This window comes from Streptomyces sp. CB01635, from assembly GCF_002803065.1.
Taxonomy (GTDB): Bacteria; Actinomycetota; Actinomycetes; order Streptomycetales; family Streptomycetaceae; genus Streptomyces.
In genome coordinates, this window is record NZ_NNBL01000033.1 from 58,103 (window position 1) to 83,402 (window position 25,300).

The window sequence follows — 25,300 nt, forward strand, 5'->3', positions numbered from 1 at the left end:
TCCGGAAGATCAATAACCGCGGTACTGCTGACGGTTGTACGGATCCTCGTAGGGCGCGGCAGGGCGGGGCGCCGCGGGGCGCATGGCCTCGTAGCCGGTGCCGGGCGCCGGGCGCTGCTGCTGCTGTTGTTGCGGCTGCTGCATGCCCGCGTAGCCGCGGGGCCCGGAAGCCTGCTGCGGGATGTACGGCGCCGGCGCGTGCTGGAGCGGCGCCTGCTGCGGGGTCGCGTAACCGTACTGGGGCATGGGAGCGGAGGGCGCGGCCGGCAGCGCGGGAAGCGCGGACGGGAGCGCGGGCAGATGACTGCCGGTGTCGTACATGGCAGGAACCCGGATCGGGGCGATCTGGGGTGTGCCCCGCTCTGCGACGAGGGAGTCGTAGATCGGAGTGTCCGGGAAGGACGGCGCGGAGTAGTAACCGCCGCCATAGGTGGAGCGGGGGGAGGTCATGGCACATAAGTTAAGCCCACGATGTGCTGGTTGGGGAGACCGATAAGAGGGTTGTTTTGCGTGTCGGCAGTGACTCGAGATCCCCAATGCGAGCGAACTTGGCAAAATCGGTCGTCGTTCGGCGTTCGGATCGTGTAAAGGCGAGTTCCGATGGGTTACCGGCGGTTGGCCAGTGATCATCGAACGCCTGCCCCTGTGCCGCTTTCGGTCGCGGGGAATAGGTTGACCAGGAAGCCGGAGATCTCTGTTGGGGGCGGACATGCCAATGTCTAAAGGTTCGAATGTCGTCGTGGCGGCGCCGGCCGTGCGGATCGAATTGGGGTGGCGTTCAGGTGCGGGGGTGCCCGACGCGGACGCCTCCGCGCTGTTGCTCGTCTCCGGAAAGGTCCGTTCGGACGCGGACTTCGTCTTCTACAACCAGCCGGCGCACGCCTCGGGGGCGGTACGTCACGAGGGCAAGCGGAGCGCGGACGGCCAGGTGACCGACACGATCTCGGTCGACCTCGCGCGCGTGGAGCCGGCGATCGAGAACGTGGTGCTCGCCGCGTCGTCGGACGGCGGCTCGTTCGGCCAGGTCCCCGGGCTGTACATCAGAGTGCTCGATGCGGCGAACGGCGCCGAGATCGCGCGCTACGACAGTGCCGACGCGAGCGTGGAGACCGCCTTCGTCCTCGGCGAGCTCTACCGGCGCCAGGGCGCCTGGAAGTTCCGCGCCGTCGGCCAGGGATACGGCAGCGGTCTGGCGGGCCTGGCCACCGACTACGGGATCACGGTCGACGAACCCCAGGCACCCGCGCAGACACCCGCACCCGCGCAGACACCCGCGGTCACGCCCGCCCCCGCACCGCCCGTCGCGGCCCCTGTCACCGCGCCTCCGCCTCCGCCCCCGACCGCACCCCCGCAGCAGCCCGTCCGCCTCACCAAGGTGACGCTCACCAAGGCGGCGCCGTCCGTCTCCCTCGCCAAGCAGGGCGGCACGTCGGGCTCGATGCGCGTGAACCTCAACTGGGAGGTGCGCAAGCAGTTCAAGGGGTGGGGCAGCAAGCTGGGCCGCGCCGTCGCGCAGCACGCGGACCTCGACCTGGACCTGTGCGCCCTCTACGAACTCACCGACGGCCGCAAGGGCGTCGTCCAGGCCCTGGGCAACGCGTTCGGCGCCCTGAACCGGCCGCCGTACATCCACCTCGACGGCGACGACCGCACCGGCGCCGTCTCCAGCGGCGAGAACCTGACGATCAACCTCGACCACATGAAGGACCTGCGGCGCGTCCTCATCTTCGTCACGATCTACGAAGGCGCCCGCAGTTTCGCGGACCTGCACGCGACCGTCACGCTCCAGCCCCAGTTCGGCGCGGCCGTCGACTTCTCCCTGGACGAGTGCACCGTGCCGTCGACGGTGTGCGCCCTCGCGCTCATCACGAACACGGGCAGCGACCTCACCGTGCAGCGCGAGGCCCGTTACCTCGTGCCCGAGCGCGGCGTGAGCCCGCAGCGCACCGTCGACTACGCGTACGGATGGGGCATGAACTGGACGCCGGGCAGAAAGTAGCGCCCCGGTCGGCTACTGCCGCTCCGGCGCGGGGTGCGGCCTGGAATACGTACGTCCCTTCCAGGCCGCACCCCGCCCCCTGTAGTGCTGCACCGCGGAGTCGACCGTCATGAGGAGATACAGGAACGCGGTGCCAGGCAGCAGCGGCGCCAGCCACAGCGGCTGCGCGTAGTAGCGCAGCATCGGAGCGTACGTCGCGGTCATGAGCAGCCAGGCGAGCCCGCCGAGCAGCGCGGTGAGCCCATGTCCCGTGGCGAGTCCGGCGACGAGCGCGACCGGCGGCGCCAGGTAGACGAGCGCAAGGCCGGCCACGGTCCCGGCGAGGAGCAGCGGGTTGTGGCGCAGCTGGGCGTAGGCGCTGCGCGACACCATGCGCCACAGGTCGCCGAGCCGCGGGTACGGGCGGACGCTGTCGACGCGGTCGGCGAGGCCCAGCCAGATGTGGCCCCCCGCGCCCTTCACCGCCCGCGCGAGCGCGACGTCGTCGATGACGGCGTGCCGGATCGAGTCGGGGATCGCGGCGCGTTCGGTGGCCCCGGCGCTCAGGAGCACGCAGCCGCCGGCCGCAGCCGCCGTGCGCGAGCCCTTCCGCGCGATCCAGCGGAACGGGTACAGCTGGGCGAAGAAGTACACGAAGGCCGGTACGACGAGCCGCTCCCACACGCTCTCCACGCGCAGCCGCGCCATCTGCGAGACGAGGTCGAAACCGCCCGTGCGGGCCGCCGCCACCAGCTCCCGCAGGCTCTCCGGCTCGTGCGCGATGTCCGCGTCGGTCAGGAGCAGATATTCGGGCTCACGCGCGCGTGCCAGGCCGATCCCGTGGCGCACCGCCCACAGCTTGCCGGTCCAGCCCGCCGGCGGTTCGCCCGGTGAGCCGACCGTGAGGGGCAGCCCGCCGTGCCGCACGGCCAGCTCCCTTGCCAGGGTTCCGGTGCCGTCCGTGCTGCCGTCGTCGATCAGGAAGACCTCGGCCCGCCCCGGATAGTCCTGCGCGAGGAGCGAGGGCAGGCTGTCCGGGAGGACCGCCGCCTCGTCGCGTGCGGGGACGACGACACACACCTTGGGCCACTCCGCCGGATCCGTACGCGGGGGCAGACGCAGGTTTGTGCGCCAGAAGAAGCCCTGCCCGGCCAGCAGCCACACCCACGCGGCCAGCGATGCTGCGGTGATCCACACAACGGCGTCCATCCGCCGCAGTCTGCCCCACCGCCCGCTCGCTGTGCGGGCCATCGTCTATGGTTTCCGGGTGAAGATCGCGCTCATGGACTCGGGAATCGGACTCATCGCGGCCGCTGCCGCGGTACGGCGCCTGCGGCCCGACGCCGGGCTCGTCCTCTCCTCCGACCCCGACGGGATGCCCTGGGGGCCGCGTAGCCCGCAGGGCATCACCGAGCGGGCCCTGGCCGTCGCCGAGGCCGCCGCGGAGCACCGCCCCGACGCGCTCATCGTCGCGTGCAACACCGCCTCGGTCCACGCCCTGCCGGCGCTGCGGGCCCGTCTCGAGCCCGGGATCCCCGTCATCGGGACGGTCCCCGCGATCAAGCCGGCCGCCGCCGGCGCCGGACCCGTAGCCATCTGGGCCACCCCCGCCACCACGGGAAGCCCCTACCAGCGGGGACTGATCCGGGACTTCGCGGACGGGGTGGAGGTCACCGAGGTGCCCTGCCCGGGGCTCGCCGACGCCGTGCAGCACGCGGACGAGAGCGCCATCGACAGGACGATCGCTGCCGCCGCGGCGCTCACCCCGAACGATGTAAGGGCCGTCGTCCTGGGCTGCACCCATTACGAACTCGTGGCGGAACGCATCCGCGCCGCCGTCCAGCAGCCCGGCATGCCGCCGCTCGCCCTGCACGGCAGCGCAGGGGCCGTCGCCACGCAGGCGCTGCGCAGGATCGGTGCCGGGCCAGACGCCGGGACCGGTGCGCAGGGCGCCCTCACCGTCCTCCTCAGCGGCCGCACCTCCGCGCTGCCGCCCGCCGCACTCGCGTACGCGGAGGGCAGGCTGCTCCAGGCCGCCGTCAGCCACGCACAGTGACGGCCGGGCCTGGATCTCGGGCACGACCCAGGCGCACCAGGGCTCTACGCAATCACTCTCCGCAGCCCAGTGCCTTCACTGCGGAACATGAGTAGTCTCGTTTTCATGAGGCACCACTCCGGTAGTGAGCGGCGCGCGACCATCGCCCCCGAGGTCTGGACAGGCCGTGCACGTAATCGCGTGCAGTGGCTGGCAGCGCTGGGCGGCGCCGCGTGCCTGGCGCTCGGCATCGAGATCGCCGTGGCTTCCCAGTGGACTTCCGGGATCGTCGCGCTGGTGATGTCGGTGGTCGGCTGCATCGCCGCGGGTCTCCTGATCCTGTTCGGCACCCTTGCCTTCGTCCATGTGGCCGTGAAGGTCGACAAGGACTACCTGGAAGTGCGGTGCGGCCACATAGGAGTCCCGCGCCGCCGCATCCTGCTCGCCCATGTGGTGGGAGCCGAGTTCGAACCCAGCGTCACGCCACGGCAGTGGGGCGGCTGGGGCTACCGCTGGCGTCCCGAGCAGGGCACGGCCGTCATCGTCCGGCGTGGCGAGGGCGTCGTTCTGATCATGGTCGACGGCAGGAAGTTCACGGTGACCGTGGACAACGCCGAGTCCGCGGTGCGCGCCATTCACGCCAGGCTCAAGCCGACCTCGATGGGCCCCGCCGTCTGACGGCACCCGCACCCTTACGCACGGCCGCTCCGGACACGCACCGGGGCGGCCGTGGTGCTGTCCGGGGGCTCGTCGCCCCAGGGTCTCGCCGTCGCCACCCCCGCGAGCAGGCCCGCGCCTGCGGTGACGGTCGTGAAGCTCAGGGCGTTGCCGAGCGTCGCCAGACCGGCGAGAGCGGTCAGGGCCGCGCCCGCCGTCAGGACCACCGGGGTGGAGCGCGCCGACCGCCACAGGACGTACAGGAGCCAGCAGAACACCGCGGCAAGGAGGCAGACGCCTACGAGTCCCTGTTCGGCGGCCTGCTGGAGCGGGGCGGAGTGGGGCTTGCCGTCGGGCAGCAGCGTCTCGCCGACCGTGGGGCTGAGCTCTGCGAAGCGGCCCGGGCCGCTGCCGAGGCCGGGATCGGACTCGGCCAGGCGCAGCGCGTCCTGCCACAAAAGGATCCGGTGCTGCGTGAGCTGCCCCTCCAAGGAGGCGGTGAGCCCCGAGGGCAGTACGCCCTTCAGCAGAGCCAGCAAGAGTCCGGTCACCAGCCCGGTCATGACGCCGAGACCGGCGAGGCCGAGGCCCCTGTGGTGCCGCATCATGACCGAGGCGAGGGAGCACAGCAGCACGCCCGTGCACGCCGTGACACCGGCGATCGATCCGACGGCGGCGGCCGCCGCGACCGTGCCGCCGGCCAGCAGGAACAGGGCCGCACGCACGGGCAGGCGCCGCGCGGCCCAGGCCGCGCAGCACGCCCCGCCGGTGGAGAGCGCGAGGAGTGCGGCCGTCGCGCCGGTCCGGCCGAGCGGAGAACCCGTGTCGGGCGCGGGCACCGCATGCGGGGATGCGAGCGCGAGCCCGAGTCCCGCGAAAGCTGCCGCACAGGGCGCCGCCATGGGCAGCAGCGCGCCGGAGATCCGGCCGCACGCGTAGCCCGCCGCAACGGCCAGCACCGCGAGCAACACGCCCTCGGGCCTGCCCGCGCGGGCGGTCGCGGTGATCAGCGACCAGACGGCGCACGCCCCGAGCGCGACGATGCCCGCCGCGTCGGCGACATTGCGCCGCTCGTACTCCGCCGACGGACCGGCCGCCGACGACATCCCCGTGGTCCCCACCACCCCGTCGCCCCCCGACTGTGACGGGCCCCGAGGGGCATGGCCGGATCCGGCCCGTCCTCGGGGACTCGGGCACACCGTAACGGCTGATGCACCGGTTTGTGCATGGGTTGCGCAGGAACGATGCTGCACGGGGTGGTCCGCGCGGCGGCCACGACCCCCGCGGACCGCCGTGTCACCCGGCAGGGGACCCGCCGTACACTCCCCGAGTGACCGCCACCGCAACCTCCGTAGACGAGCCGGAACAGCTCGATCCGCAGTCGGCGCCCGCCTCGCGCTGGGCCCGCCTGCCACGACGGATCGCTCCGGCCGCCGCCGCGGTGCTCTCCGGAGTGCTGCTGTACGCCGGCTTCCCACCCCGTGAACTGTGGTGGCTCGCGCCTCTGGCCCTCGGGCTCTTCGGGGCGTCCGTGTACGGGCGGCGGCTGCGAGCGGGATTCGGCCTCGGCTTCCTCATGGGCCTCGCCTTCCTCGTGCCGCTCCTGTCCTGGACAGGCGTCGACGTCGGGCCGCTGCCGTGGCTGGCCCTCGCTCTCGCCGAATCGCTGGTCATGGCCCTGGCCGGTCTCGGCATCGCCTATGTCTCACGGCTGCCGCTGTGGCCGCTGTGGGCCGCGGGCGTGTGGATCGCGGACGAGGCGCTGCGGGCACGTTTCCCGTTCGGCGGCTTCCCCTGGGGCAAGGTCGCGTTCGGTCAGCCCAGTGGCTTGTTCCTGCCGCTCGCTTCGCTGGGCGGCACCCCGCTCCTGGGATTCGCCGTCGTCCTGTGCGGCTTCGGCCTCACCGCTCTCGCGCTGCGCCTCAAGGACGTACGCGGTGTACGTGACCGGGGTGTGGCCGTCGCCGCCGCGTTCACCGTCGCGCCCGTCATCGCCGGAGCGGTCGCGGCGCCCCTCGTCTCCACCGCGGCCGAGGAGGGCACCGCGCGCGTCGCCGTCATCCAAGGCAACGTGCCGCGCATGGGCCTCGACTTCAACTCCCAGCGCCGGGCCGTCCTCGACTACCACGTACGGGAGACGATGAAGCTCGCCACGAAGATCAAGGCGGGCCAGGTCAAGAAGCCCGACCTCGTGCTGTGGCCGGAGAACTCCTCCGACATCGACCCCTACGTGAACCCCGACGCGTACGCCGAGATCGACAAGGCGGCCAGGGCGGTCGGCGCGCCCATCTCCGTCGGTGCCGTCGTCACCGCCAAGGACGGCACGCCCCGCAACCGGCAGATCCTCTGGGACCCGAAGACGGGCCCCGGCGCCGTCTACGACAAGCGGCAACTCCAGCCCTTCGGCGAGTACATGCCGTACCGGAGCTTCTTCCGCATCTTCAGCAAGGACGTCGACCGCGCGGGCAACTTCGTGGCCGGCGAGAAGCCGGTCGTCTTCGACATGGCGGGCACCAAGATCGGGCCCGTGACCTGCTACGAGGCCGCGTTCGACTCCGTAGTCCGCGACCAGGTGAAGGCGGGTGCGCAGATCCTCTCCGTGCCCAGCAACAACGCCACCTTCGACCGCAGCCAGATGACCTACCAGCAGCTCGCCATGGACCGGGTACGCGCCGTGGAGCACGGCCGCGCCGTGATGGTGCCGGTGACCAGCGGCGTCAGCGCGGTCATCAGGCCCGACGGATCCGTCGCCCAGCACACCGGCATGTTCGTCGCCGACACCCTGGTCGCCGACGTGCCCAAGCGGACCTCACTGACCCTCGCCACGCGCCTGGGCGGATGGCCGGAGCTGCTCCTCGTGGCCGTCGGCGTGGGCGGTCTCGGCTGGGCCGTGGTGCGCTCCCGCCGAGGCGGGCGCGCCGCCGGATAGGGTCGCGGGCATGGCTACTCCAGAGTTCATCCGCAAGATCCGGGAAACCGTCGGGCACCAGCTCCTCCTGCTGCCCGGCGTCAGCGCCGTCGTCTTCGACGACGACGGCCGGGTCCTGCTCGGGCGGCGCGCCGACACCGGCAAGTGGGCGGTCCTCGCCGGAATCCCGGAGCCGGGGGAGCAGCCCGCAGAGGCCGCCGTACGCGAGGTGTACGAGGAGACGGGCGTCGAGTGCGTGCCCGAGCGGGTCGTCCTGGTGAAGACCCTCAAGCCGGTGACGTACCCCAACGGCGACCAGTGCCAGTTCACCGACATCTCCTTCCGATGCCGGGCGACCGGCGGCGAGGCCCGGGTCAACGACGACGAATCCCTCGAGGTGGGCTGGTTCGAGCTGGACTCGCTGCCGCCGCTGGGCGACTTCTGCCTGCTCCGGATCAAGCAGGCGGCCTCCGACGGGCCGACATGGTTCGAGACCACGTCCGAGCGCTGAAGTATGGGTGCTGACCACATCGGGCGGGGCGCGAGCGCTGCCTAGGGTGCGGAGCATGACCGCGCCCAACGCACCCCTCACCGCGCCGCTCGATCTAGGCGGCCGCATCGCACTCGTCACCGGCGCCGCAGGCGGCATCGGCCGCGCCTGCGCGCTGCGGCTCGCCGCGGCCGGGGCCAAGGTGAGAGCGGTCGACCGGGACCGGGAGGGCCTTGACGCGCTGGCCGAGCAGGCCGGCGCCACCCCTGGCGGCATCGAGCCGCACGTCCTCGACCTCACCGACCTGGACGCGGCCGAGGAGTGCGCCGCGGGCGCCGACATCCTGGTCAACAACGCGGGCATCCAACTGGTGCGCCCCATCGAGGAGTTTCCGCCCGACGTCTTCCACACCGTCCTGACGGTGATGCTGGAGGCACCCTTCCGTCTGGTCCGCGGCGCCCTGCCGCACATGTACGAGCAGGGCTGGGGGCGCATCGTGAACCTCTCCTCGGTCCACGGCCTGCGCGCGTCCGCGTTCAAGTCCGCGTACGTCGCCGCCAAGCACGGCCTCGAAGGGCTCTCCAAGACCGCCGCGCTCGAAGGCGCTGCGCACGGCGTCACCTCGAACTGCGTGAACCCCGCCTACGTCCGCACGCCGCTGGTCGAGAAGCAGATCGCCGACCAGGCCGCCGCCCACGGCATCCCCGAGGAACGGGTCCTGGCCGAGGTCATGCTCCAGGACAGCGCGCTCAAGCGGCTCATCGAACCCGACGAGGTCGCCGAGGCGGTCGCGTACCTGTGCAGCCCGCAGGCCTCCTTCATCACCGGGACGTCGCTCGTTCTGGACGGCGGCTGGACTGCACACTGATCACCCTCGAGGGTGGTGGCGATTGTCTGATCCATTGAGTTGTCCACAGGGCTGGCGGGGCCGGCCGTACGGCGGGTAATCCTGGTGAGCATGTCGCACGATCGAGCACAGTCCCCGTCAGGACCCGCCGGCCCTGAGCGCCCCGCATCGAGTGCCGAGGCGCCGTTCCTCGAGCTCCTCGCCCGGGGCGCGTCCGCCGACGCCTACGAACAGCCCGTGCTGGTCGCTCGCGCCGAGGGCGAGGGGCAGGGGCGGATCGACGCCCTCGAGCAGGCCAAGGGGCTCGCCCTGCGGGTCCGCGCCGACCTCGAGGGCAGGCGCCGCCGCGAGGCGGAGCTGTCCGCGCTCTTCGAGACCGCCCACGACCTCGCCGGCCTGCGCGATCTGGGCGCCGTCCTCCAGGCCATCGTGCAGCGCGCCCGTTCCCTCCTCAGCACGGACGTCGCCTATCTGACGCTGAACGACCCGGCCAGGGGCGACACCTACATGCGGGTCACCGAGGGCTCCGTCGCCGCGCGCTTCCAGCAGCTCAGGCTCGGCATGGGCGAGGGGCTCGGCGGACTCGTCGCCCAGACCGCCAGGCCGTACGTCACCGAGGACTACGCGCAGGACATCCGCTTCAAGCACACGCGCACCATCGACACCGGAGTCCACGACGAGGGCCTCGTCGCGATCCTTGGCGTGCCGTTGATGCTCGGCCCCCATGTCATCGGCGTGCTGTTCGCCGCCGACCGGCGCGCGCGGGTCTTCGAGCGGGAGCAGATCGCGCTGCTCGGCTCCTTCGCGGCGCTCGCCGCGGCCGCCATCGACACCGCGAACCTTCTCTCGGAGACCCGGGAGGCGCTCGGCGAACTGGAGCGCGCCAACGAGATCATCCGGGACCGCGGCGACGTCATCGAGCGCGCGTCCGACGTCCACGACCGCCTCGCCGAACTCGTCCTGAGGGGCGGCGGTGTCCACGACGTGGCGGCGGCCGTCTCCCAAGTCCTGGACGGGACCGTGGAGTTCGCTGACGTGGTCACCGCCCCCGACAAACCCCTCGACGCCTCCCGCGCCGACGGGCACGCCGTGCGGGACGGGGACGACTGGGTCGCTGCCGTCGCGGCGGGCGGTGAACTCCTCGGCGCGCTCGTTCTGCGAGGCCACCCGGGGCTCGACCCCGTCGACCAGCGCACTCTGGAACGGGCCGCCATGGTCACCTCGCTCCTGCTCCTCGCCCGGCGCTCCGCCTCCGAGGCAGAACAGCGTGTACGGGGCGAGCTGTTGGACGACCTGCTCGACGCGCGGGACCGGGATCCGCGGCTGCTGCGGGAGCGCGCCGCGCGGCTGCACGCCGACCTGGACGCCGCCCATGTGGTCCTGGCCGCGCGCCTGGAGACCCCGGGCGCCGACGCCGAACAGGAGGCCGCCGCCCGGCGCCGCCTGTGGTCCGCCGCGTCCCATGTCGCCGCCACCCGGCACGGGCTCGCCGCCGCGCGTGACGGGGGTACGGTCCTGCTGCTTCCCCTGAGAACCGGGGACCGGGCCTCCGACCTCGCCCGCCGCACCGCCAAGCACCTCTCCGCCGCGGTCCATGAGCAGGTCACCGTCGGCGCGTCGGCGCCCGTGGAGGACCTGACCACCCGCACCGACACCGTCGCCGCCGCGTACGCGGAGGGGCAGCGCTGCCTGGACGCCCTGCGCCTGCTCGGCAGAGCCGGGGAGGGCGCCGCCGCGGATGACTTCGGCTTCCTCGGCCTGCTCCTCGCGGACAGCCGGGACATCTCCGGATTCGTCGAACGCACCATGGGCGAGGTCGTGACGTACGACCGGCGCAGGGGGACCGACCTCGTGCGCACGCTAGACGCCTACTTCGCCTCGGGCATGAGTCCCGCCCGCACCAAGGACGCGCTGCACGTGCACGTGAACACGGTTGCGCAGCGCCTGGAACGAATAGGGCGCCTGCTCGGCCCGGACTGGCAGTCGCCCGCGCGCGCCCTTGAGATCCAACTCGCGTTGCGGTTGCACCGGTTGGCCGGGGCGATATCGGGCTGACGGCCGGGGCGTGGTGAGCTGGGTGCTGTGTGTCGTGCGCCGTGCCTCGCCTGACGGCGAGGCCCCCGTACGCGGGGGTGCGTACGGGGGCCGGGGGAGCGGTGGCCGGGTCAGGCGGGGCGGGCGTCCGCCGTGCGGGCCGCGGCCGCCTGCTCGCCGGGGGTGCTGTCCTCCTCGACGTGAGCCAGGTCGCGGTGCCTGGTCTCCTTCGCGACGCCCACGGCGATGAGCGTGAGGACGGCGGCGGCGATCACGTACAGGGCGATCGGGGTGGAGTTGCCGTAGTCCGCGAGGAGCGCCGTGGCGATGAGCGGCGCGGGTGCTCCGGCGGCGACCGAGGCGAACTGCGCGCCGATGGAAGCACCCGTGTAGCGCATCCGCGTCGCGAACATCTCGGAGAAGAAGGCCGCCTGCGGTGCGTACATCGCCCCGTGCAGTACGAGGCCCACGGTCACGGCGAGGATCAGGTTCCCGAAGCCGCCGGTGTCGATGAGCGAGAAGAACGGGAACATCCACAGGCCCACGCCCGCGGCCCCGAGCAGGTACACGGGCCTGCGCCCGACCCGGTCGGAGAGCGCGCCCCAGGCCGGGATGACGGCGAAGTGCACGGCGGACGCGATGAGTACGGCGTTCAGCGCGGTCTGCTTGGAGACGCCGGCCGACGTGGTGGCGTACACGAGGATGAAGGCGGTGATGACGTAGTAGCTGATGTTCTCGGCCATCCGCGCGCCGATGGCGACGAGGACGTCGCGCCAGTGGTGGCGCAGCACGGCGACGAGCGGCGTCTTCTCGCTCGCGCCGCCCTGCGCGGCCTTGCGTGCCTCGGCCCGGGCCAGCGCCTCCTTGAAGACAGGTGACTCATCGACAGAGAGACGTATCCACAGGCCGACCATGACGAGGACACCGGACAGCAGGAACGGGATGCGCCAGCCCCAGGAGGTGAAGGCGGAGTCGGAGATGAGTGCGGTCAGCAGGGAGAGCACGCCGGTGGCGAGGAGTTGTCCCGCGGGCGCTCCGGTCTGCGGCCAGGAGGCCCAGAAGCCGCGCCGCTTGGCGTCCCCGTGCTCGGAGACGAGGAGCACGGCGCCGCCCCACTCGCCGCCCAGCGCGAAGCCCTGGACCAGTCGCAGCACGGTGAGCAGTACCGGAGCGGCCACGCCGACCGTGTCGTACGTCGGCAGGAGGCCGATCGCGAACGTCGCCCCGCCCATCATGAGCAGGCTCAGGACCAGAAGTTTCTTACGGCCCAGCTTGTCGCCGAAGTGCCCGAAGACGAGCGCGCCGATCGGCCGCGCGGCGAACCCGACGGCGTAGGTCACGAACGAGAGGAGCGTGCCGACGAGCGGATCGGTGTTGGGGAAGAAGAGCTTGTTGAAGACCAGTGCGGCGGCGGAGCCGTAGAGGAAGAAGTCGTACCACTCGATCGTGGTGCCGATGAGGCTCGCGGCGACGATCCGCCGGAGGCTCGCGGGCGGTGGGGGAGCGGTTGCTGCGGAGGCCATGTGGACCACTTCCAGGCGTTGGGCGGGGACGGGTACGTGTCGGCACAAGGTAGAAAGACGCAGGTCAACGGCACATGTGGTGGGGCACCATAGTTTTGGGCGGTGCTATGCGGGGAGCCACCATGAGGAGACGGTGAGCAGCGTCAAGTTCATCGCGCGTCGGCGTGTCGCGACAGCGTGAGGGCTGTGGGCCCCCGTAGTCACTGGGCCAGGTGGATCAGACTGACCGTCAGCGACCGGGGTCGGTGGATCGGGCCCGTCGTAAGGGAGCAGGCCGGCGGATCGGACCCGGCGTCAGGGAGCGGGGCGGGCGCGGATCAGACTCTTCGTCAGTGATCGGGTGCGGTCGGACCGGACTGGGCGTCAGGGACCTGGACGGGGCGGATCGGACCCGTCGTCAGCGAGATGAGTGGGTCGGGCTGGTGCGTTCGAGGGGCCGGGTGCGCGCAGTCGTGTCGGGGCCGATCGGGTTGTGCCATAAGCGGTCCGCAAGCCGGAAGCCAGGGAAACTCCGTGGCGAAATGCCTGGTCAGGATCTGTGACCCGCCCCCTGGTTGAGCCATTGGGGGCCGAGTGGGTGATAACCCGACTATCGGCCAGGCGGGCGGTTCGAGTGGTGCGTGTGCCACCTGTGGCCGACGGTTATCACGTCGGGGCCGGGTAAGTCGAGCTGACAAAGCGTCAGTGGCCTGGCCGCGGCGGAAGGACTTCGACGATGCGTTCTGCTCGCATGCTCCTCGCTACCGCGACGGCCACGGCTGCACTCGCCATGGCTGCTCCCGGTGCGTACGCAGTCGCCGCAGGCGACTGGGACAACGATGACTCTTCCTACAGCTCAGGGCACGACAAGGACAGCAACCGCGGCGACGATCACGGCTCGGGCAAGGGCGACCACGGCTCGGGCAAGGACGAGCACGGCTCGGGCAAGGGCGACCACGGCTCGGGCAAGGAGGAGCACGGCTCGGGCAAGGGTGGCTACGGCTCGGGCAAGAACGAGCGCGACGACTACGGCTCCGGCCACGGCAAGCCGCGTGGTGGCATCCACACCGGCGGTGGCGCCCTCTCCATGGTGAAGGGCGACGACTGGAGCAAGGACGAGAACAAGAAGGGCGACTCGGGCGACCACGGCTCGGGCAAGGACGAGCACGGCTCGGGCAAGGGTGGCTACGGCTCGGGCAAGGAGGAGCACGGCTCGGGCAAGGGTGGCTACGGCTCGGGCAAGGAGGAGCACGGCTCAGGCAAGGGTGGCTACGGCTCGGGCAAGAACGAGCGCGACGACTACGGCAAGCCGCGTGGTGGCATCCACACCGGTGGCGGTGCGCTGACCACGGTGAAGGGCGACGACTGGAGCAAGGACGAGAACAAGAAGGGCGACTCGGGCGAGCACGGCTACCAGGGCGGCAAGGAGCGCGGCGACCAGGGCGGCAAGGAGCGTGGCGACGGCCGTGGCGGCAACTACGGCTCGGACCACGGCAAGCCGCGTGGTGGCATCCACACCGGCGGCGGCGCCCTCACCGCGCTGAACGAGGACGACTGGACCCAGGACAAGGAGAAGTACGACCCGGAGAACTACAAGAACGACGGCAACGGCGAGGGCAAGGACTCGTGGGGCTCCGGCTCCGGGCGCGAGAAGCCCAGCGGCGGTATGCACACCGGTGGTGGCGGGCTCGCCACGTCGCCGGGTGTCACGGCAGGCGGCATTGCGGTCCTCGCGGTCGCCGCGGCCGGCGCCTTCGCGCTGCGCCGTAAGAGCGCGTCCGACCGCGCGTCCTGACCGGCGGTGCCTGTCATAGCAGCCGGGGCCGCCGCGTCAACACGTCGCGGCGGCCCGGCTGGCTTTCTTTTTTGCCCAGTTCTCTCTTGAAGTTCCCGACTCTCTGCACGGTCCCGGACGGCTTGCGCTGTTGCCGGACTCTTTTGCTGTTTCCGATCTTCTTGCGCTGTTCCAGATCTGCTCGTTCCAGTGAGGTGGTGCCAGATGGCAGCCCGGTTGCCTTCCCCCGATCAGACCGAGTCCGCGCCGCCCGAGCGCCGCTCCCGCCGCGGCCCATGGATCGTGTGGTCCGTCGGAATCGTCGTTCTGCTGGTGAGCCTGTTCGGCGGTCAGGAGGAGACGTCCGACATCACCGATTCCTCCGGCGCCTCGCGTCCCGCGGTGGAGCTCGCGCCGTCCTCGGAGCCCGCTCTGCCCGATCCGCCTACTCTGCCCGCTCTGCCCGTTCCGCCCACAGAGCCCGCGGCGCCCGCAGAGCCCGCGGCGCCGGCGCCCGTCGGAAAGCATCTGCCGCGGGCGAATCCCACGCGGCTGCTCATCCCGAAGATCGGCGTGGACGCCCCCTTCACCCGCCTCGCCATCGGCCCCACGGGCCAGCTCCAGCCCCCGCCCGCCGCCAACACGAACCTGGTCGGCTGGCAGGCCGACGGCGTGTCCCCGGGCGAGACCGGTACCGCGATCATCGCCGGGCATGTCGACACGAAGACGTCCGCCGCGGTGTTCGCCGGCCTCAGGGCTCTGAAGACGGGGGACACCTTCACCGTCAAGAGGGACGACTCGAGCACGGCCTCCTTCGTGGTCGACAGCGTCGAGACGTTCGCGAAGAACGCCTTCCCCAACGAGCGCGTGTACGGGGACACGCCCCAGGCCCAGGTCCGGCTGATCACCTGCGCCGGGGCGTACGACCACGGCAAGAAGGACTACACCGACAACCTGGTGGTCTTCGCCCATCTTGTCTGAGGCCGTTGGGAGTTGGTTGTCAGTCCCGGTCCAGGACTCCCATGAGAGCGTCCCTCAGTTCCTTCCCGGGATCCGCCGACGGCCCTTCGGACCGCCACGCGACGAACCCGTCAGGGCGGACGAGGACGGCACCGCCGGGGGCGACGCCATGGGCCTCGGCCCAGTCCACGTCGCCCACGGGGTTCAGCTCCGCGTCGGGCCCACTGCCGATGCGGTACGAGTCGAGCGGGACGGCCAGCCGTTGTGCCATGGCCGTCCCCGCGGTGTGCCACGCGCCGTCGCCGCCCCCGGAGCTCAGGAGCACCAGCGACCTCTCGTACAGGTCGAGGCTGGAGATCCGGGTGTCGGCGCGGTGCAGCCACATGTGGGGCGCGCGGCTCCCGGGTTCGCCCGTCAGCCGCATGCCCTCGGGTACGACCGGCGTCGCCGGGTCGACGCCGAGGACCGCGCCGCGCGGATAGCGGTAGCCCAGCGCCACATTGAGGATGCCGCCCTTCCTGCCGCCGGGGCCGCCAGGACCACCAGGGCCGCCGACGCCGCCGGCTTCCGGGCCAGGGGTGTATCCCGGGTGGCTGTGCTCGACCGATCGCGACGAGGCGCGGGCACTCGTCGCCTCCGCGACGGGCCGGCGCTCCAGGTCATAGGACTCCAGCAGACCGGGACCTGCCCAGCCGTCCAGCACGGCGGCCAGCTTCCAGGCGAGGTTGTGCGCGTCCTGGATACCGGTGTTGGACCCGAACGCCCCGGTGGGGGACATCTCGTGGGCCGAGTCGCCGGCGAGGAACACCCGCCCGTCCGAGTACCGCTCGGCGACCCGCTCGGCGGCGTGCCAGGCGGCCCTGCCGGTGATCTGCACGTCGAGGTCCGGGACTCCGGTGGCGCGCCTGATGTGTTCCGTGCACCGCTCGTCGGTGAACTCCTCGAGCGTCTCCCCGTTCTCGGGGTGCCAGGGAGCGTGGAACACCCAGTGCTCACGGTTGTCGACCGGCAGGAGCGCGCCGTCGGCCTCCGGGTTCGTGAGGTAGCACACGATGAAGCGCCGGTCGCCGACGAAGTCCGCGAGGCCGCGCGAGGTGAACGTGACGCTCACATTGTGGAACAGGTCGCCCGGGCCGCTCTGCCCGATGGCGAGCCGCTCGCGGATGGGGCTGCGCGGCCCGTCCGCCGCGACGAGGTACTTCGCCCGGACGGTCGTGTGCTCGCCCGTGTCGCGGCTCTTGAGCTGTGCGGTCACGCCCTCGGCGTCCTGCTCGAACGACATCAGTTCGGTGTGGAACCGCAGGTCCCCGCCCAGCTCCCGCGCGCTCTCCAGGAGTACGGGTTCGAGGTCGTTCTGGCTGCACAGGCACCATGCGCCGGGGCTGAAGCGGGCGAGCCCGCCACCGGGGTCGATCTCCTTGAACAGCCACTCGCCGGCGTCGCCCACCAGGGTCGGCGTCTGCAGGATGCCGTGGTTGTCGGCCAGGACCGACGCGGCGTCCTCGATGCGCTGCTGGACTCCGGCGACCCGGAACAGTTCCATGGTCCGCACGTTGTTGCCGCGCCCGCGTGGATGGATCGATGTGCCCGAGTGGCGCTCCACGAGCATGTGCGGGACGCCGAGACGCCCCAGGAACAGCGAGGTCGACAGGCCCACCAGGGAGCCGCCGACTATGAGTACCGGCACGTCCTGAGTGCCCTCCGGGGCCTCTTCCGATCGGTTCATTCTTGCCTCCAGCCGCAGCGGCGACCTGGGTCAGTGGTTGGGGTCACAGTCCATGCCTCCCCGTGTCGCTTCGCCCCCCGGAGCACCCGGACGGGTGCTCCCCTCACCCGTACGGCGCTTGGGGATCGCGCCCGCCGGGGGGCCGATCAACGATCGGCTCATGCGACCCCGGCATTTCGGACGCGGTGGTCGTTCTTGAACTTCTGCCAAGAAGAGGAGAGGTGCGCCGTATGACCCCGATCTCAGGACGCATATCGCAGTCGGCCTTCGACGGTTCCAGGCTGCGAGTGATCCTTCTGCTCGATCTGTACGAGGGAGCCCAGCAGCAGTTCCTGGACGCGTACGAGCACATGCGCAATCAGGTCGCGTCCGTGCCCGGTCACCTCAGTGACCAGCTCTGCCAGTCGATCGAGAACCCCTCGCAGTGGCTCATCACCAGCGAGTGGGAGAGCGCCCCGCCCTTCCTCGCGTGGGTGAACAGCGAGGAGCACGTCGAGACCGTCCGGCCGATGCACAGCTGCGTCAAGGACACCAGGTCGATGCGCTACAGCATCCTCCGGGAGACCAACCCCGCCGAGCCGGTCACTCCGGCGCCGGCGGCGGCGAACGCGGTGGCGGCCCGGGTGGGCGACGGCGCGGCGCGCCACGCCCTCACCTTCACCGTCAAGCCGGGCTCCGAGTCGAAGGTCGCGGAGATCCTGGCCGGTTACCAGTCGCCCCAGGCCCAGGTCGACGACACCACGCGCCTGCGCCGCACCTCGCTCTTCATGCACGGCAACCGCGTCGTGCGGGCCGTGGAGGTCGAGGGCGACCTCCTCGCCGCGCTGCGCCACGTCGCCCGTCAGCCCGAGGTGCAGGCGGTCGAGGAAGCCATCAACCCCTATCTCGAACAGCACCGGGACCTGGCCGACCCCGAGTCGGCGCGCGTGTTCTTCACCCGGGCCGCGCTCCCGGCCGTCCACCACGTCGTGTCGGACATTCCGGTACCGACCGACCTGCGGCGTCACGCCCTGTACTACCCGGCCAAGAAGGGCCGCGGGATGGACCTGGCCCGGCTGCTCGCCGAGCAGGACGCGGCCGCGGCGGACGCCCCGGGCAACCCGGTGTACGGCAGCACCGTCTTCCAGCGCGACGACATCGTGGTGCGTCTCATCGACATCACGGGTGAGCTCGACGCCGACCCCGTCGCCTCCCTCGGCCTCAGCGGCGCGAAGAAGTGCGAGGAGCTCGAGAAGCTCCTCGACGGCGCGGCCATCGGCGTCGAGGGCTCCCTGCAGACGGAGCGCAACATCAACCGGCTTCTGTCGCACGCCGACATGATGCCCATCACCGACCGCAGCTCGGCGGGTTCCTGACGGACAACCGCGGGGTGTCCGTGGGCAAGGGCCCCGGACGCCACCGCCGCACCCGGAGGTATCAACCATGATCAAGAATCCACGCATCGTGGACCTGAGCGATACGGAGCCCAACCGCCGGCGAGGAGGTGATCTGCGGGCCATGCTCACGCCCGCGACGGTCGGCTCCACCAGTGGCTTCATGGGCCTGGCTCTCGTCCAGCCCGGCGAGCGCATCGGCGAGCACTACCACCCGTACTCGGAGGAGTTCGTCTTCGTCGTCAACGGCGCCCTCGAGGTGGACCTGGACGGCGAGACGTATGAACTCCGCCCGGATCAGGGCCTGTTGATCCCGATCAACGTGCGCCATCGCTTCCGCAACGTCGGCGACGTTGAGGCCCGGATGGTCTTCCACCTCGGCCCGCTCGCCCCGCGCCCCAGCCTCGGCCACGTCGACACGGAGGAGACCGAGGGCGCCGAAGCCGGACCCGGGTTCATCACCGGTGGCCCGGACCTCACGGCGCCAGGACACGGACGGCCGTCCGAGCGTAGTGGGGCCATAACGTGACCCGGCGGGTGGCTGTCACCGGAGTCGGTGTAGTCGCCCCGGGTGGTATCGGGGCGAGCGCGTTCTGGGACCTTCTCGCCAACGGCCGTACCGCGACCCGCGGCATCACGCTCTTCGACCCGGTGGGCCTGCGCTCACGCATCGCCGCCGAATGCGACCTGGACCCGCTCGCGCACGGGCTCGACCCGGAGCTGGTCGAACACGCAGACCGGTACATTCAGTTCGCCGTCATCGCCGCCGGCGAAGCCGTCAAGGACTCCGGAATCGACACCGGAGTCGAGGACCCCTGGCGCATCGGAGTCTCGCTCGGCAGCGCCATCGGCGGCACCACCCGCCTGGAGCAGGACTACGTGCGGGTCAGCGAGGGCGGGAAGCGGTGGGACGTGGACCACCGCGCGGCCGAACCGAAACTCCACATGGCGTTCTCGCCGAGCACACTCGCCTCGGTCGTCGCCGAACAGTTCGGTGCCCAGGGCCCGGTGCAGACGGTATCCACCGGCTGCACCTCCGGGCTCGATGCGGTCGGCTACGCCTTCCACACCATCGAGGAAGGCCGCGCCGACATCTGCATCGCCGGGGCGTCGGACTCGCCGATCTCCCCGATCACGATGGCGTGCTTCGACGCCATCAAGGCGACGTCGCCCAACAACGACGATCCCGAGCACGCCTCCCGCCCCTTCGACGCCGAGCGCAATGGCTTCGTGATGGGCGAGGGCGCCGCGGTGCTCGTCCTGGAGGACTACGAGCACGCCCGTGCGCGAGGCGCGCACATCTACTGCGAGCTGAGTGGCTACGCCACCTACGGCAACGCCTACCACATGACCGGTCTCACCAGCGAAGGCCTGGAGATGGCCCGGGCGATCGACAACGCGCTCGGCCAGGCCCGCCTCGACCCCACGCTGATCGACTACGTCAACGCCCACGGTTCGGGCACCAGACAGAACGACCGGCACGAGACGGCCGCGGTCAAGGTGTCCCTGGGAGCTCACGCCTACGAGACACCCATGAGTTCCATCAAATCCATGGTGGGCCACTCTTTGGGCGCGATCGGCGCGATAGAGGTGGTCGCCTGCGTCCTTGCCATGAAGCACCAGGTGGTGCCGCCCACGGCGAACTACGAGACCCCAGACCCCGAGTGCGACCTCGACTACGTACCGCGCACCGCACGTCCGCGAAAACTGCGGAACGTACTCTCCGTCGGCAGCGGATTCGGCGGATTCCAGTCCGCGGTGCTCCTGACCGAGACAGGTGGGAGGACACGATGAGAACGGAACGCGCCCGCGGCGCGGCCATCACCGGGATCGGTGTGATCGCGCCCAACGGACTGCACGCCGAGGCGTACTGGAAATCCGTCCGGGAGGGCCTCGGCGCCCTGGACCGGATCACCCGCGAAGGATGCGAGAACCTGCCGCTCCGCGTCGGGGGTGAGGTCCGCGGCTTCGATCCCGCGGGCCTCATCGAGGAGCGGTTCCTCGTCCAGACGGACCGGTTCACCCACTTCGGCATGGCCGCCGCGGCGCTCGCCCTCGACGAGGCGGGCCTCGGCCGCGGTGACCCCGCGGAGCCGTACTCCATCGGCGTGGTCACCGCGGCCGGTTCCGGCGGCGGCGAGTTCGGGCAGCGGGAGCTCCAGAAGCTGTGGGGTCAGGGCTCCAAGTTCGTGGGCCCCTACCAGTCCATCGCCTGGTTCTACGCGGCCAGCACCGGACAGATATCGATCTGGAGCGGCTTCAAGGGGCCGTGCGGAGTGGTCGCGAGCGACGAGGCGGGCGGCCTGGACGCCATCGCGCACGCGGCCCGCACCGTACGGCGCGGCACCGGCGCCATGGTGGTCGGATCCGCCGAGGCACCCCTCGCCCCGTACTCGATGGTGTGCCAGCTCGGCTACCCCGAGCTCAGCACCGCCGAGGACCCCGACCGGGCCTACCTGCCCTTCACCTCGGGAGCCCGCGGATTCGCGCCCGCCGAGGGCGGCGCGATGCTCGTCGTCGAGGACGAGACCCGTGCCCGCGAGCGAGGGGCGGACATCCGGGCCGTGGTGGCCGGCCACTCGGCCACCTTCACCGGCGCCTCCCAGTGGGAGGAGTCCCGCGAGGGGCTCGCCCGCGCGATCAAGGGCGCCCTCGACGAGGCGGGCTGCGCCCCCGAGGAGATCGACGTCGTCTTCGCCGACGCCATGGGCGTCCCGGCGGCGGACCGCGCCGAGGCGCTGGCCATCGCCGACGTCCTGGGTGCACACGGAAGGCGTGTACCCGTCACGGCACCCAAGACCGGTACGGGCCGGGCCTACTGCGCGGCGCCCGTCCTGGACGTCGTGTCCGCCGTCTTCGCCATGGAGAACGGCCTCGTACCCCCCACCCCCAACGTGTTCGACATCTGCCACGACCTCGACCTGGTGATGTCTCGCGCTCGCCCCGCCGAGCTGCGCACGGCCCTGGTCCTCAGCAGGGGACTCATGGGCTCCAACGCGGCGCTGGTAGTGCGCCGCGGTGGCGACTCCGCCCGGTAACGACCGGGCGGGAAGGAGAACACCCGCATGATCACCGCAGAACTGACCTTCGACGAACTGGCCCGCCTGATGAAGAAGGCGGCCGGAGTCACCGTGGACCCTCATCTGCTCAAGCAGTCGCCGGACTCCCCGTTCGACTCCGTCGGCCTCGACTCGCTCGGCCTGCTCGGCATCGTGGGAGAGCTAGAGAACCGGTCCGGCCAGCCGCTTCCCCCGGACTCGGAGCGCTGCAAGACGCCCCGCGAGTTCCTCGACCTCGTCAACAGCACCCTCAAGGCTGGAGCCTGACATGTCCGGACACACCGAGAACAGCATCACCATCGACGCTCCCATCGACCTCGTCTGGGACGTCACCAACGACATCGAGAACTGGCCGCAGCTCTTCAGCGAGTACGCGTCCCTCGAAGTCCTCTCCCGCGAGGGCGACAAGACGACCTTCCGCCTGACCATGCACCCGGACGACAACGGGAAGGTGTGGAGCTGGGTCTCGGAGCGGACCATCGACCGCGCCAAGCGGTCCGTGCGTGCCCGTCGCGTCGAGACCGGGCCCTTCGCGCACATGGACATCCGGTGGGACTACACGGAGACCCCGGAAGGCACCCGTATGGACTGGGTGCAGGACTTCGCGATGAAGCCCGAGGCCCCGGTCGACGACGCCTGGATGACGGACAACATCAACCGCAACTCCGTCACGCAGATGGGCCTCATCCGCGACCGGATCGAGCGCGTCGCCCGTGACCGCCAGAACGCCGCCGTCTCCCGCTGATCGCCGGCCCGGAAAGGAAACCCGATGCATCATGCCCTGATCGTCGCCCGCATGGCGCCCGGTTCGGCGCCGGCGATCTCCGACGTGTTCGCCGCCTCCGACCGAGGTGAGCTCCCGCACCTGATCGGTGTCAACCGACGCAGCCTCTTCCAGTTCGGTGACGTGTACCTGCACCTCATCGAGTCCGACGAGGACCCGGCGCCCGTCATCGCGAAGGTGGCCGGGCACCCCGAGTTCCGCAGTGTCAGCGATCAGCTGTCCGCGTACGTCAGCGCGTACGACCCCGAGACATGGCGCAGCCCCAAGGACGCCATGGCGCACCGCTTCTACCACTGGGACCGTAACAACCCCTCCTGAGTGAGGGCACGACACAACCCGAGGCCGCCGGTCCCGCGTCAGACGCGGAGCCGGCGGCCTCGGGTTGTTCCGGAGGTGATGTCCCGGTCAGGCGGGGACGGTGCACTCGAAGGCGTGCAGATACGCGTTGACGGGACGGACCTCGCCGAGGACGAGACCCGCGTCCGTCAGCCGTTCGACCATGCTCAGCCGGGTGTGCTTCGCGCCGCCGACGTTGAGGAGGAGCAGCAGGTCCATGGACGTCGTGAACTTCATCGACGGGGTGTCGTCGACGAGGTTCTCGATGACGACGACGCGGGCACCGGGCCGCGCCGCCTTGCGGACGTTGGCCAGCGCCCTGCGGGTGCTGTCGTCGTCCCACTCCAGGATGTTCTTGATGATGTAGACATCCGCCTGGACCGGGATGTCCTCGCGGCAGTCACCGGCGACGATGCGCACCCGCGAGGCCAGCGAACCGCCGTCGCGCAGGCGCGGATCGGCGTTCTCGACCACCCCCGGCAGGTCGAGCAGGGTGCCGTGCATGTCGGGGTGCTTCTCCAGCAGGCTGGCCACGACCTGCCCGTGACCTCCGCCGATGTCCGCGACCGAGGCCACGCCCGTGAGGTCGAGGAGGTCGGCGACGTCGCGCGCGGACTGCTCGCTGGACGTCGTCATGGCGCGGTTGAACACGTGCGCCGACTCGGGGGCCTGCTGGTTGAGATAGGTGAAGAACTCGGCTTCGTACACGTCCTCGAAGACGTTGCGGCCGTGGCGCACCGCCTCGTCGAGCTTCGGCCAGACGTTCCAGGTCCACGGCTCGGTGCACCACAGCGCGATGTAGCGCAGGCTGTGCGGGTCGTCCTCGCGCAGGAGCCGGGACATGTCCGTGTGCGCGAACGTGCCGTCCGGGAGCTCGGTGAAGACGCCCTGGCTGGACAGCGCGCGCAGCAGCCGGCGCAGTGTCAACGGCTGGGTCTTCACCGCAGCCGCCAGGTCCTCCGCGCTCATGGGCGTGTCGTCCAGGGCGTCGGCGACACCCAGGCGGGCGGCCGCGCGTACGGCGGCGGCGCACGCGGCCCCGAAAACCAGCTCCCGCAGGCGCATGGGTGACTGGGGGGCCTCTTCAACGGTCGTCATCTGTTGCCTCGCTTCTGCTGGCGTGATGTGTGTGCGGACATGGCGTTGGCCCTCAGCACATTCCGGCGGGCACAGAGACCGCACACGTGTTGCCGCGGAACGTGTTGCCCTTGCCCTTGTCCTGGCTGGCCAGGTCGGCCGTGCCGTTGCCCATCACGAGGTTGTCGCGGATCTCGTTGCGCTGGTTGAGGGCACCCTTGAAGTTCTTGGCGAGCACGATGCCGCCCGACATCGGGGCCTTGCCCACGTTGTCCTCGATGCTGTTCCCCGCCACCAGCGAGTCCTCGACGCCGGTGAGGACGATGCCCGACCCCTGGAGGAAGGGCAGACGTGCGGTCGCGGCGCAGTACTTGTTGTTGTCGTGGACGTAGTTGTTGCGCACCTTCAGTGCGCCGGGGCGCGGCTTGTTCTCGTCACCCACGAGCATCATCGCGGCGCAGTTGCCGGTCGCCTCGTTGTGGTCGACGGTCACGTTCCGCAGCCGCCGCACGGTGACGCCGATCCGGTTGCCGACCAGACGGTTGTTGCTGATCACCGCCCTGGAGTTCGGGGCCCCCTCCTCGGCGTCGATCGTGTTGGCCAGGAAGAGGCCGGCGTCGCCGTTGGCCTCGACGGTGTCGTGGCGGAACACCCCGCGCACGGACCTCTCCTGGGCGATGCCCCACTGGCCGTTCTTCTCGGAGGTCACTCCCTCGACTCGGAGGCGATCGGTCCCGGTCGCCAACAGACCGTTCTTCTTGAAACCGCGAAGGGTCAGCGAGCGCACGGTGACGTGCTCGACGGGCTTGGTCTTGGTCCCGGTGACGCAGATGCCGTTGCCGGCCTTGGCGCAGGTGCCGGCAGCGGACGCCGCGGCAGGGACGATGACGGTGGACCGGGCGCTCGCGCCCCGCAGCGTCAGTCCGGACACGGTGATGCTGACGCTCTCGTGGTAGGTGCCGGGGGAGAGGAAGATGACGTCTCCCGGCTTTGCCGTGTTCACGGCTTTCTGGATCGACTCGCCCGGGTTCACCCGGTGCACCACCGTCCGGCAGTCGGCCGACGGGGCCGCGGCTCCCACCCCCGACACGACGACGGCCGCGGTGCATGCGAGATACGCAATCTGTCGCTTGGTCATATGGCGAAGCTACGAGCGGGTGTTCCGGCCCGCCACCGCTGATCGCCCAGGTGGGCAGCGCCCTACGCTGTGGGTGAGCCGAACGAGCGGAAAAGGGGGCGGCACATGGCCACTTGGGGGCTGATCGTCGAGATGACGGTGGGGACGGGGGAGCGCAAGCACATGGAGGCGTCCGTGCTCGGGCATGTGGAGGGCTCGCGGGAACAGGCCCTAGCGGAGCTGGCGGAGTGGATCGGGCGCTATACGCCGGAGCATCCCCGCAGTCCGAAGCGCAGCCGCATCTTCCGCACCGCCGACGGATTCCTGCTCGTCATCGACGGTGCCTGGCAGTCCTTCAGTTCCCGGTTCACGGTCGCGGAGCTGGTGAAGGACAGTGCCGCGCCGCCGCCCGAGCCGCAGCCGACCCCCGTGCCGACACCCGAGGACACCGCCGCCCCGACCGCCGCGCCGCCCGAGAACGCCGCTCAGGCGCCCTCGGGCCCGACTGTGGACCGGTACGAGGACGGGGTGCCGGTGAAACCGGCCTGGCTGGGCCGCACCGACCTGCCGTGACGCAAGGCCCTAGGTGTATTGACCCGCAGGGTTGTTGACGCGGGTGATGGGCGGGTTGCCGCCGAGTGCG

At 70.9% G+C, this 25,300-nt stretch carries 24 protein-coding genes; 17 read left to right on the forward strand and 7 right to left on the reverse strand.

The genetic code is table 11. The features are described from left to right. Positions 1-9 precede the first annotated feature (9 nt). Entirely contained in the window at positions 10-450 is a 441-nt protein-coding gene (locus CG723_RS40460) for a DUF6643 family protein (RefSeq protein ID WP_100598554.1), read from the reverse strand. 259 nt (positions 451-709) lie between these two features. Here CG723_RS40460 and CG723_RS40465 point away from each other — a divergent pair, with 259 nt between their 5' ends. Then, on the forward strand, positions 710-1,999 hold the full coding sequence (locus tag CG723_RS40465) for a TerD family protein (RefSeq protein WP_100598555.1): 1,290 nt from the start codon (positions 710-712) through the stop codon (positions 1,997-1,999). Between the two features lie 12 nt (positions 2,000-2,011). Here the strand turns inward: CG723_RS40465 and CG723_RS40470 are convergent, their stop codons facing one another. Further along, positions 2,012-3,187: a glycosyltransferase gene (locus tag CG723_RS40470; protein WP_100598556.1), complete on the reverse strand. Its 1,176-nt coding sequence runs from the start codon at positions 3,185-3,187 to the stop codon at positions 2,012-2,014. Positions 3,188-3,245: 58 nt separating this feature from the next. Between CG723_RS40470 and CG723_RS40475 the strand changes: the two genes are divergently transcribed. Together CG723_RS40475 and CG723_RS40480 are read left to right on the forward strand one after the other, a co-directional pair. Further along, positions 3,246-4,034, forward strand: coding sequence for a glutamate racemase (locus tag CG723_RS40475; RefSeq protein ID WP_442802632.1), 789 nt, complete (start codon positions 3,246-3,248; stop codon positions 4,032-4,034). A gap of 105 nt (positions 4,035-4,139) precedes the next feature. Next, positions 4,140-4,691 carry a hypothetical protein gene (locus tag CG723_RS40480; RefSeq protein WP_100598557.1) on the forward strand — a complete coding sequence of 184 codons (552 nt, stop codon included), beginning with the start codon at positions 4,140-4,142 and terminating at the stop codon, positions 4,689-4,691. Positions 4,692-4,705: 14 nt separating this feature from the next. Here the strand turns inward: CG723_RS40480 and CG723_RS40485 are convergent, their stop codons facing one another. Further along, positions 4,706-5,776: an O-antigen ligase family protein gene (locus tag CG723_RS40485; RefSeq protein ID WP_100598558.1), complete on the reverse strand. Its 1,071-nt coding sequence runs from the start codon at positions 5,774-5,776 to the stop codon at positions 4,706-4,708. Between the two features lie 224 nt (positions 5,777-6,000). Between CG723_RS40485 and lnt the strand changes: the two genes are divergently transcribed. The 4 genes from lnt to CG723_RS40510 all read left to right on the forward strand — a co-directional run bounded on the left by lnt (position 6,001) and on the right by CG723_RS40510 (position 10,970). Continuing rightward, positions 6,001-7,599: an apolipoprotein N-acyltransferase gene (lnt, locus tag CG723_RS40495; protein WP_100598559.1), complete on the forward strand. Its 1,599-nt coding sequence runs from the start codon at positions 6,001-6,003 to the stop codon at positions 7,597-7,599. 10 nt (positions 7,600-7,609) lie between these two features. Then, entirely contained in the window at positions 7,610-8,089 is a 480-nt protein-coding gene (locus CG723_RS40500; RefSeq protein ID WP_100598560.1) for an NUDIX hydrolase, read from the forward strand. Between the two features lie 55 nt (positions 8,090-8,144). Further along, positions 8,145-8,936: a 3-hydroxybutyrate dehydrogenase gene (locus tag CG723_RS40505; RefSeq protein WP_100598561.1), complete on the forward strand. Its 792-nt coding sequence runs from the start codon at positions 8,145-8,147 to the stop codon at positions 8,934-8,936. A gap of 90 nt (positions 8,937-9,026) precedes the next feature. Next, positions 9,027-10,970 carry a helix-turn-helix domain-containing protein gene (locus CG723_RS40510; RefSeq protein WP_100598581.1) on the forward strand — a complete coding sequence of 648 codons (1,944 nt, stop codon included), beginning with the start codon at positions 9,027-9,029 and terminating at the stop codon, positions 10,968-10,970. A gap of 110 nt (positions 10,971-11,080) precedes the next feature. Here CG723_RS40510 and CG723_RS40515 read toward each other — a convergent pair whose 3' ends face one another. Then, positions 11,081-12,472 carry an MFS transporter gene (locus tag CG723_RS40515; RefSeq protein ID WP_100598562.1) on the reverse strand — a complete coding sequence of 464 codons (1,392 nt, stop codon included), beginning with the start codon at positions 12,470-12,472 and terminating at the stop codon, positions 11,081-11,083. Positions 12,473-13,187: 715 nt separating this feature from the next. Here CG723_RS40515 and CG723_RS40520 point away from each other — a divergent pair. Further along, complete coding sequence (locus CG723_RS40520) at positions 13,188-14,246, forward strand: hypothetical protein (RefSeq protein WP_159032643.1); 1,059 nt, start codon at positions 13,188-13,190, stop codon at positions 14,244-14,246. Positions 14,247-14,450: 204 nt separating this feature from the next. Next, complete coding sequence (locus CG723_RS40525) at positions 14,451-15,206, forward strand: class F sortase (RefSeq protein ID WP_100598564.1); 756 nt, start codon at positions 14,451-14,453, stop codon at positions 15,204-15,206. Between the two features lie 19 nt (positions 15,207-15,225). Here the strand turns inward: CG723_RS40525 and CG723_RS40530 are convergent, their stop codons facing one another. After that, positions 15,226-16,911 carry an FAD-dependent oxidoreductase gene (locus tag CG723_RS40530; RefSeq protein WP_100598565.1) on the reverse strand — a complete coding sequence of 562 codons (1,686 nt, stop codon included), beginning with the start codon at positions 16,909-16,911 and terminating at the stop codon, positions 15,226-15,228. 230 nt (positions 16,912-17,141) lie between these two features. Between CG723_RS40530 and CG723_RS40535 the strand changes: the two genes are divergently transcribed. From CG723_RS40535 to CG723_RS40565, 7 genes are all read left to right on the forward strand, one after another. After that, a complete protein-coding gene (locus CG723_RS40535; protein WP_100598566.1) occupies positions 17,142-18,266 on the forward strand; it encodes a SchA/CurD-like domain-containing protein in 1,125 nt (374 codons plus the stop codon). A 67-nt stretch (positions 18,267-18,333) separates the two neighbouring features. Then, the gene (locus CG723_RS40540; protein ID WP_100598567.1) at positions 18,334-18,813 is read left to right on the forward strand and encodes a cupin domain-containing protein; all 480 of its coding nucleotides are present in this window, start codon (positions 18,334-18,336) and stop codon (positions 18,811-18,813) included. Next, positions 18,810-20,078, forward strand: coding sequence for a beta-ketoacyl-[acyl-carrier-protein] synthase family protein (locus CG723_RS40545; RefSeq protein WP_100598568.1), 1,269 nt, complete (start codon positions 18,810-18,812; stop codon positions 20,076-20,078). Before CG723_RS40540 ends, CG723_RS40545 begins: the two co-directional genes overlap by 4 nt. Beyond that, on the forward strand, positions 20,075-21,322 hold the full coding sequence (locus CG723_RS40550) for a ketosynthase chain-length factor (RefSeq protein WP_100598569.1): 1,248 nt from the start codon (positions 20,075-20,077) through the stop codon (positions 21,320-21,322). The genes CG723_RS40545 and CG723_RS40550 overlap by 4 nt, the downstream gene beginning before the upstream one ends. Positions 21,323-21,349: 27 nt before the next feature. Further along, positions 21,350-21,610 carry an acyl carrier protein gene (locus tag CG723_RS40555; RefSeq protein WP_100598570.1) on the forward strand — a complete coding sequence of 87 codons (261 nt, stop codon included), beginning with the start codon at positions 21,350-21,352 and terminating at the stop codon, positions 21,608-21,610. Position 21,611: 1 nt separating this feature from the next. Next, positions 21,612-22,088: an SRPBCC family protein gene (locus CG723_RS40560; protein WP_100598571.1), complete on the forward strand. Its 477-nt coding sequence runs from the start codon at positions 21,612-21,614 to the stop codon at positions 22,086-22,088. A gap of 24 nt (positions 22,089-22,112) precedes the next feature. Next, positions 22,113-22,445 (forward strand): TcmI family type II polyketide cyclase, encoded by a 333-nt coding sequence (locus CG723_RS40565; RefSeq protein ID WP_100598572.1) that lies wholly within the window; start codon positions 22,113-22,115, stop codon positions 22,443-22,445. A gap of 87 nt (positions 22,446-22,532) precedes the next feature. Here CG723_RS40565 and CG723_RS40570 read toward each other — a convergent pair whose 3' ends face one another. Together CG723_RS40570 and CG723_RS40575 are read right to left on the reverse strand one after the other, a co-directional pair. Further along, a complete protein-coding gene (locus CG723_RS40570) occupies positions 22,533-23,561 on the reverse strand; it encodes a methyltransferase (protein ID WP_100598573.1) in 1,029 nt (342 codons plus the stop codon). A 52-nt stretch (positions 23,562-23,613) separates the two neighbouring features. Beyond that, on the reverse strand, positions 23,614-24,678 hold the full coding sequence (locus CG723_RS40575) for a right-handed parallel beta-helix repeat-containing protein (RefSeq protein ID WP_100598574.1): 1,065 nt from the start codon (positions 24,676-24,678) through the stop codon (positions 23,614-23,616). 105 nt (positions 24,679-24,783) lie between these two features. Here CG723_RS40575 and CG723_RS40580 point away from each other — a divergent pair, with 105 nt between their 5' ends. Next, complete coding sequence (locus CG723_RS40580) at positions 24,784-25,230, forward strand: hypothetical protein (RefSeq protein ID WP_100598575.1); 447 nt, start codon at positions 24,784-24,786, stop codon at positions 25,228-25,230. Positions 25,231-25,300 lie beyond the last annotated feature (70 nt).

Bases quoted from the DNA above. Each gene is read 5' to 3' on its own strand.
- CG723_RS40460 (WP_100598554.1), bottom strand. From the start codon at position 450: ATGACCTCCCCCCGCTCCACCTATGGCGGCGGTTACTACTCCGCGCCG.
- CG723_RS40465 (WP_100598555.1), top strand. From the start codon at position 710: ATGCCAATGTCTAAAGGTTCGAATGTCGTCGTGGCGGCGCCGGCCGTG.
- CG723_RS40470 (WP_100598556.1), bottom strand. From the start codon at position 3,187: ATGGACGCCGTTGTGTGGATCACCGCAGCATCGCTGGCCGCGTGGGTG.
- CG723_RS40480 (WP_100598557.1), top strand. From the start codon at position 4,140: ATGAGGCACCACTCCGGTAGTGAGCGGCGCGCGACCATCGCCCCCGAG.
- CG723_RS40485 (WP_100598558.1), bottom strand. From the start codon at position 5,776: ATGTCGTCGGCGGCCGGTCCGTCGGCGGAGTACGAGCGGCGCAATGTC.
- CG723_RS40500 (WP_100598560.1), top strand. From the start codon at position 7,610: ATGGCTACTCCAGAGTTCATCCGCAAGATCCGGGAAACCGTCGGGCAC.
- CG723_RS40505 (WP_100598561.1), top strand. From the start codon at position 8,145: ATGACCGCGCCCAACGCACCCCTCACCGCGCCGCTCGATCTAGGCGGC.
- CG723_RS40510 (WP_100598581.1), top strand. From the start codon at position 9,027: ATGTCGCACGATCGAGCACAGTCCCCGTCAGGACCCGCCGGCCCTGAG.
- CG723_RS40515 (WP_100598562.1), bottom strand. From the start codon at position 12,472: ATGGCCTCCGCAGCAACCGCTCCCCCACCGCCCGCGAGCCTCCGGCGG.
- CG723_RS40520 (WP_159032643.1), top strand. From the start codon at position 13,188: ATGCGTTCTGCTCGCATGCTCCTCGCTACCGCGACGGCCACGGCTGCA.
- CG723_RS40525 (WP_100598564.1), top strand. From the start codon at position 14,451: ATGGCAGCCCGGTTGCCTTCCCCCGATCAGACCGAGTCCGCGCCGCCC.
- CG723_RS40530 (WP_100598565.1), bottom strand. From the start codon at position 16,911: ATGAACCGATCGGAAGAGGCCCCGGAGGGCACTCAGGACGTGCCGGTA.
- CG723_RS40535 (WP_100598566.1), top strand. From the start codon at position 17,142: ATGACCCCGATCTCAGGACGCATATCGCAGTCGGCCTTCGACGGTTCC.
- CG723_RS40540 (WP_100598567.1), top strand. From the start codon at position 18,334: ATGATCAAGAATCCACGCATCGTGGACCTGAGCGATACGGAGCCCAAC.
- CG723_RS40550 (WP_100598569.1), top strand. From the start codon at position 20,075: ATGAGAACGGAACGCGCCCGCGGCGCGGCCATCACCGGGATCGGTGTG.
- CG723_RS40555 (WP_100598570.1), top strand. From the start codon at position 21,350: ATGATCACCGCAGAACTGACCTTCGACGAACTGGCCCGCCTGATGAAG.
- CG723_RS40560 (WP_100598571.1), top strand. From the start codon at position 21,612: ATGTCCGGACACACCGAGAACAGCATCACCATCGACGCTCCCATCGAC.
- CG723_RS40565 (WP_100598572.1), top strand. From the start codon at position 22,113: ATGCATCATGCCCTGATCGTCGCCCGCATGGCGCCCGGTTCGGCGCCG.
- CG723_RS40570 (WP_100598573.1), bottom strand. From the start codon at position 23,561: ATGACGACCGTTGAAGAGGCCCCCCAGTCACCCATGCGCCTGCGGGAG.
- CG723_RS40575 (WP_100598574.1), bottom strand. From the start codon at position 24,678: ATGACCAAGCGACAGATTGCGTATCTCGCATGCACCGCGGCCGTCGTC.
- CG723_RS40580 (WP_100598575.1), top strand. From the start codon at position 24,784: ATGGCCACTTGGGGGCTGATCGTCGAGATGACGGTGGGGACGGGGGAG.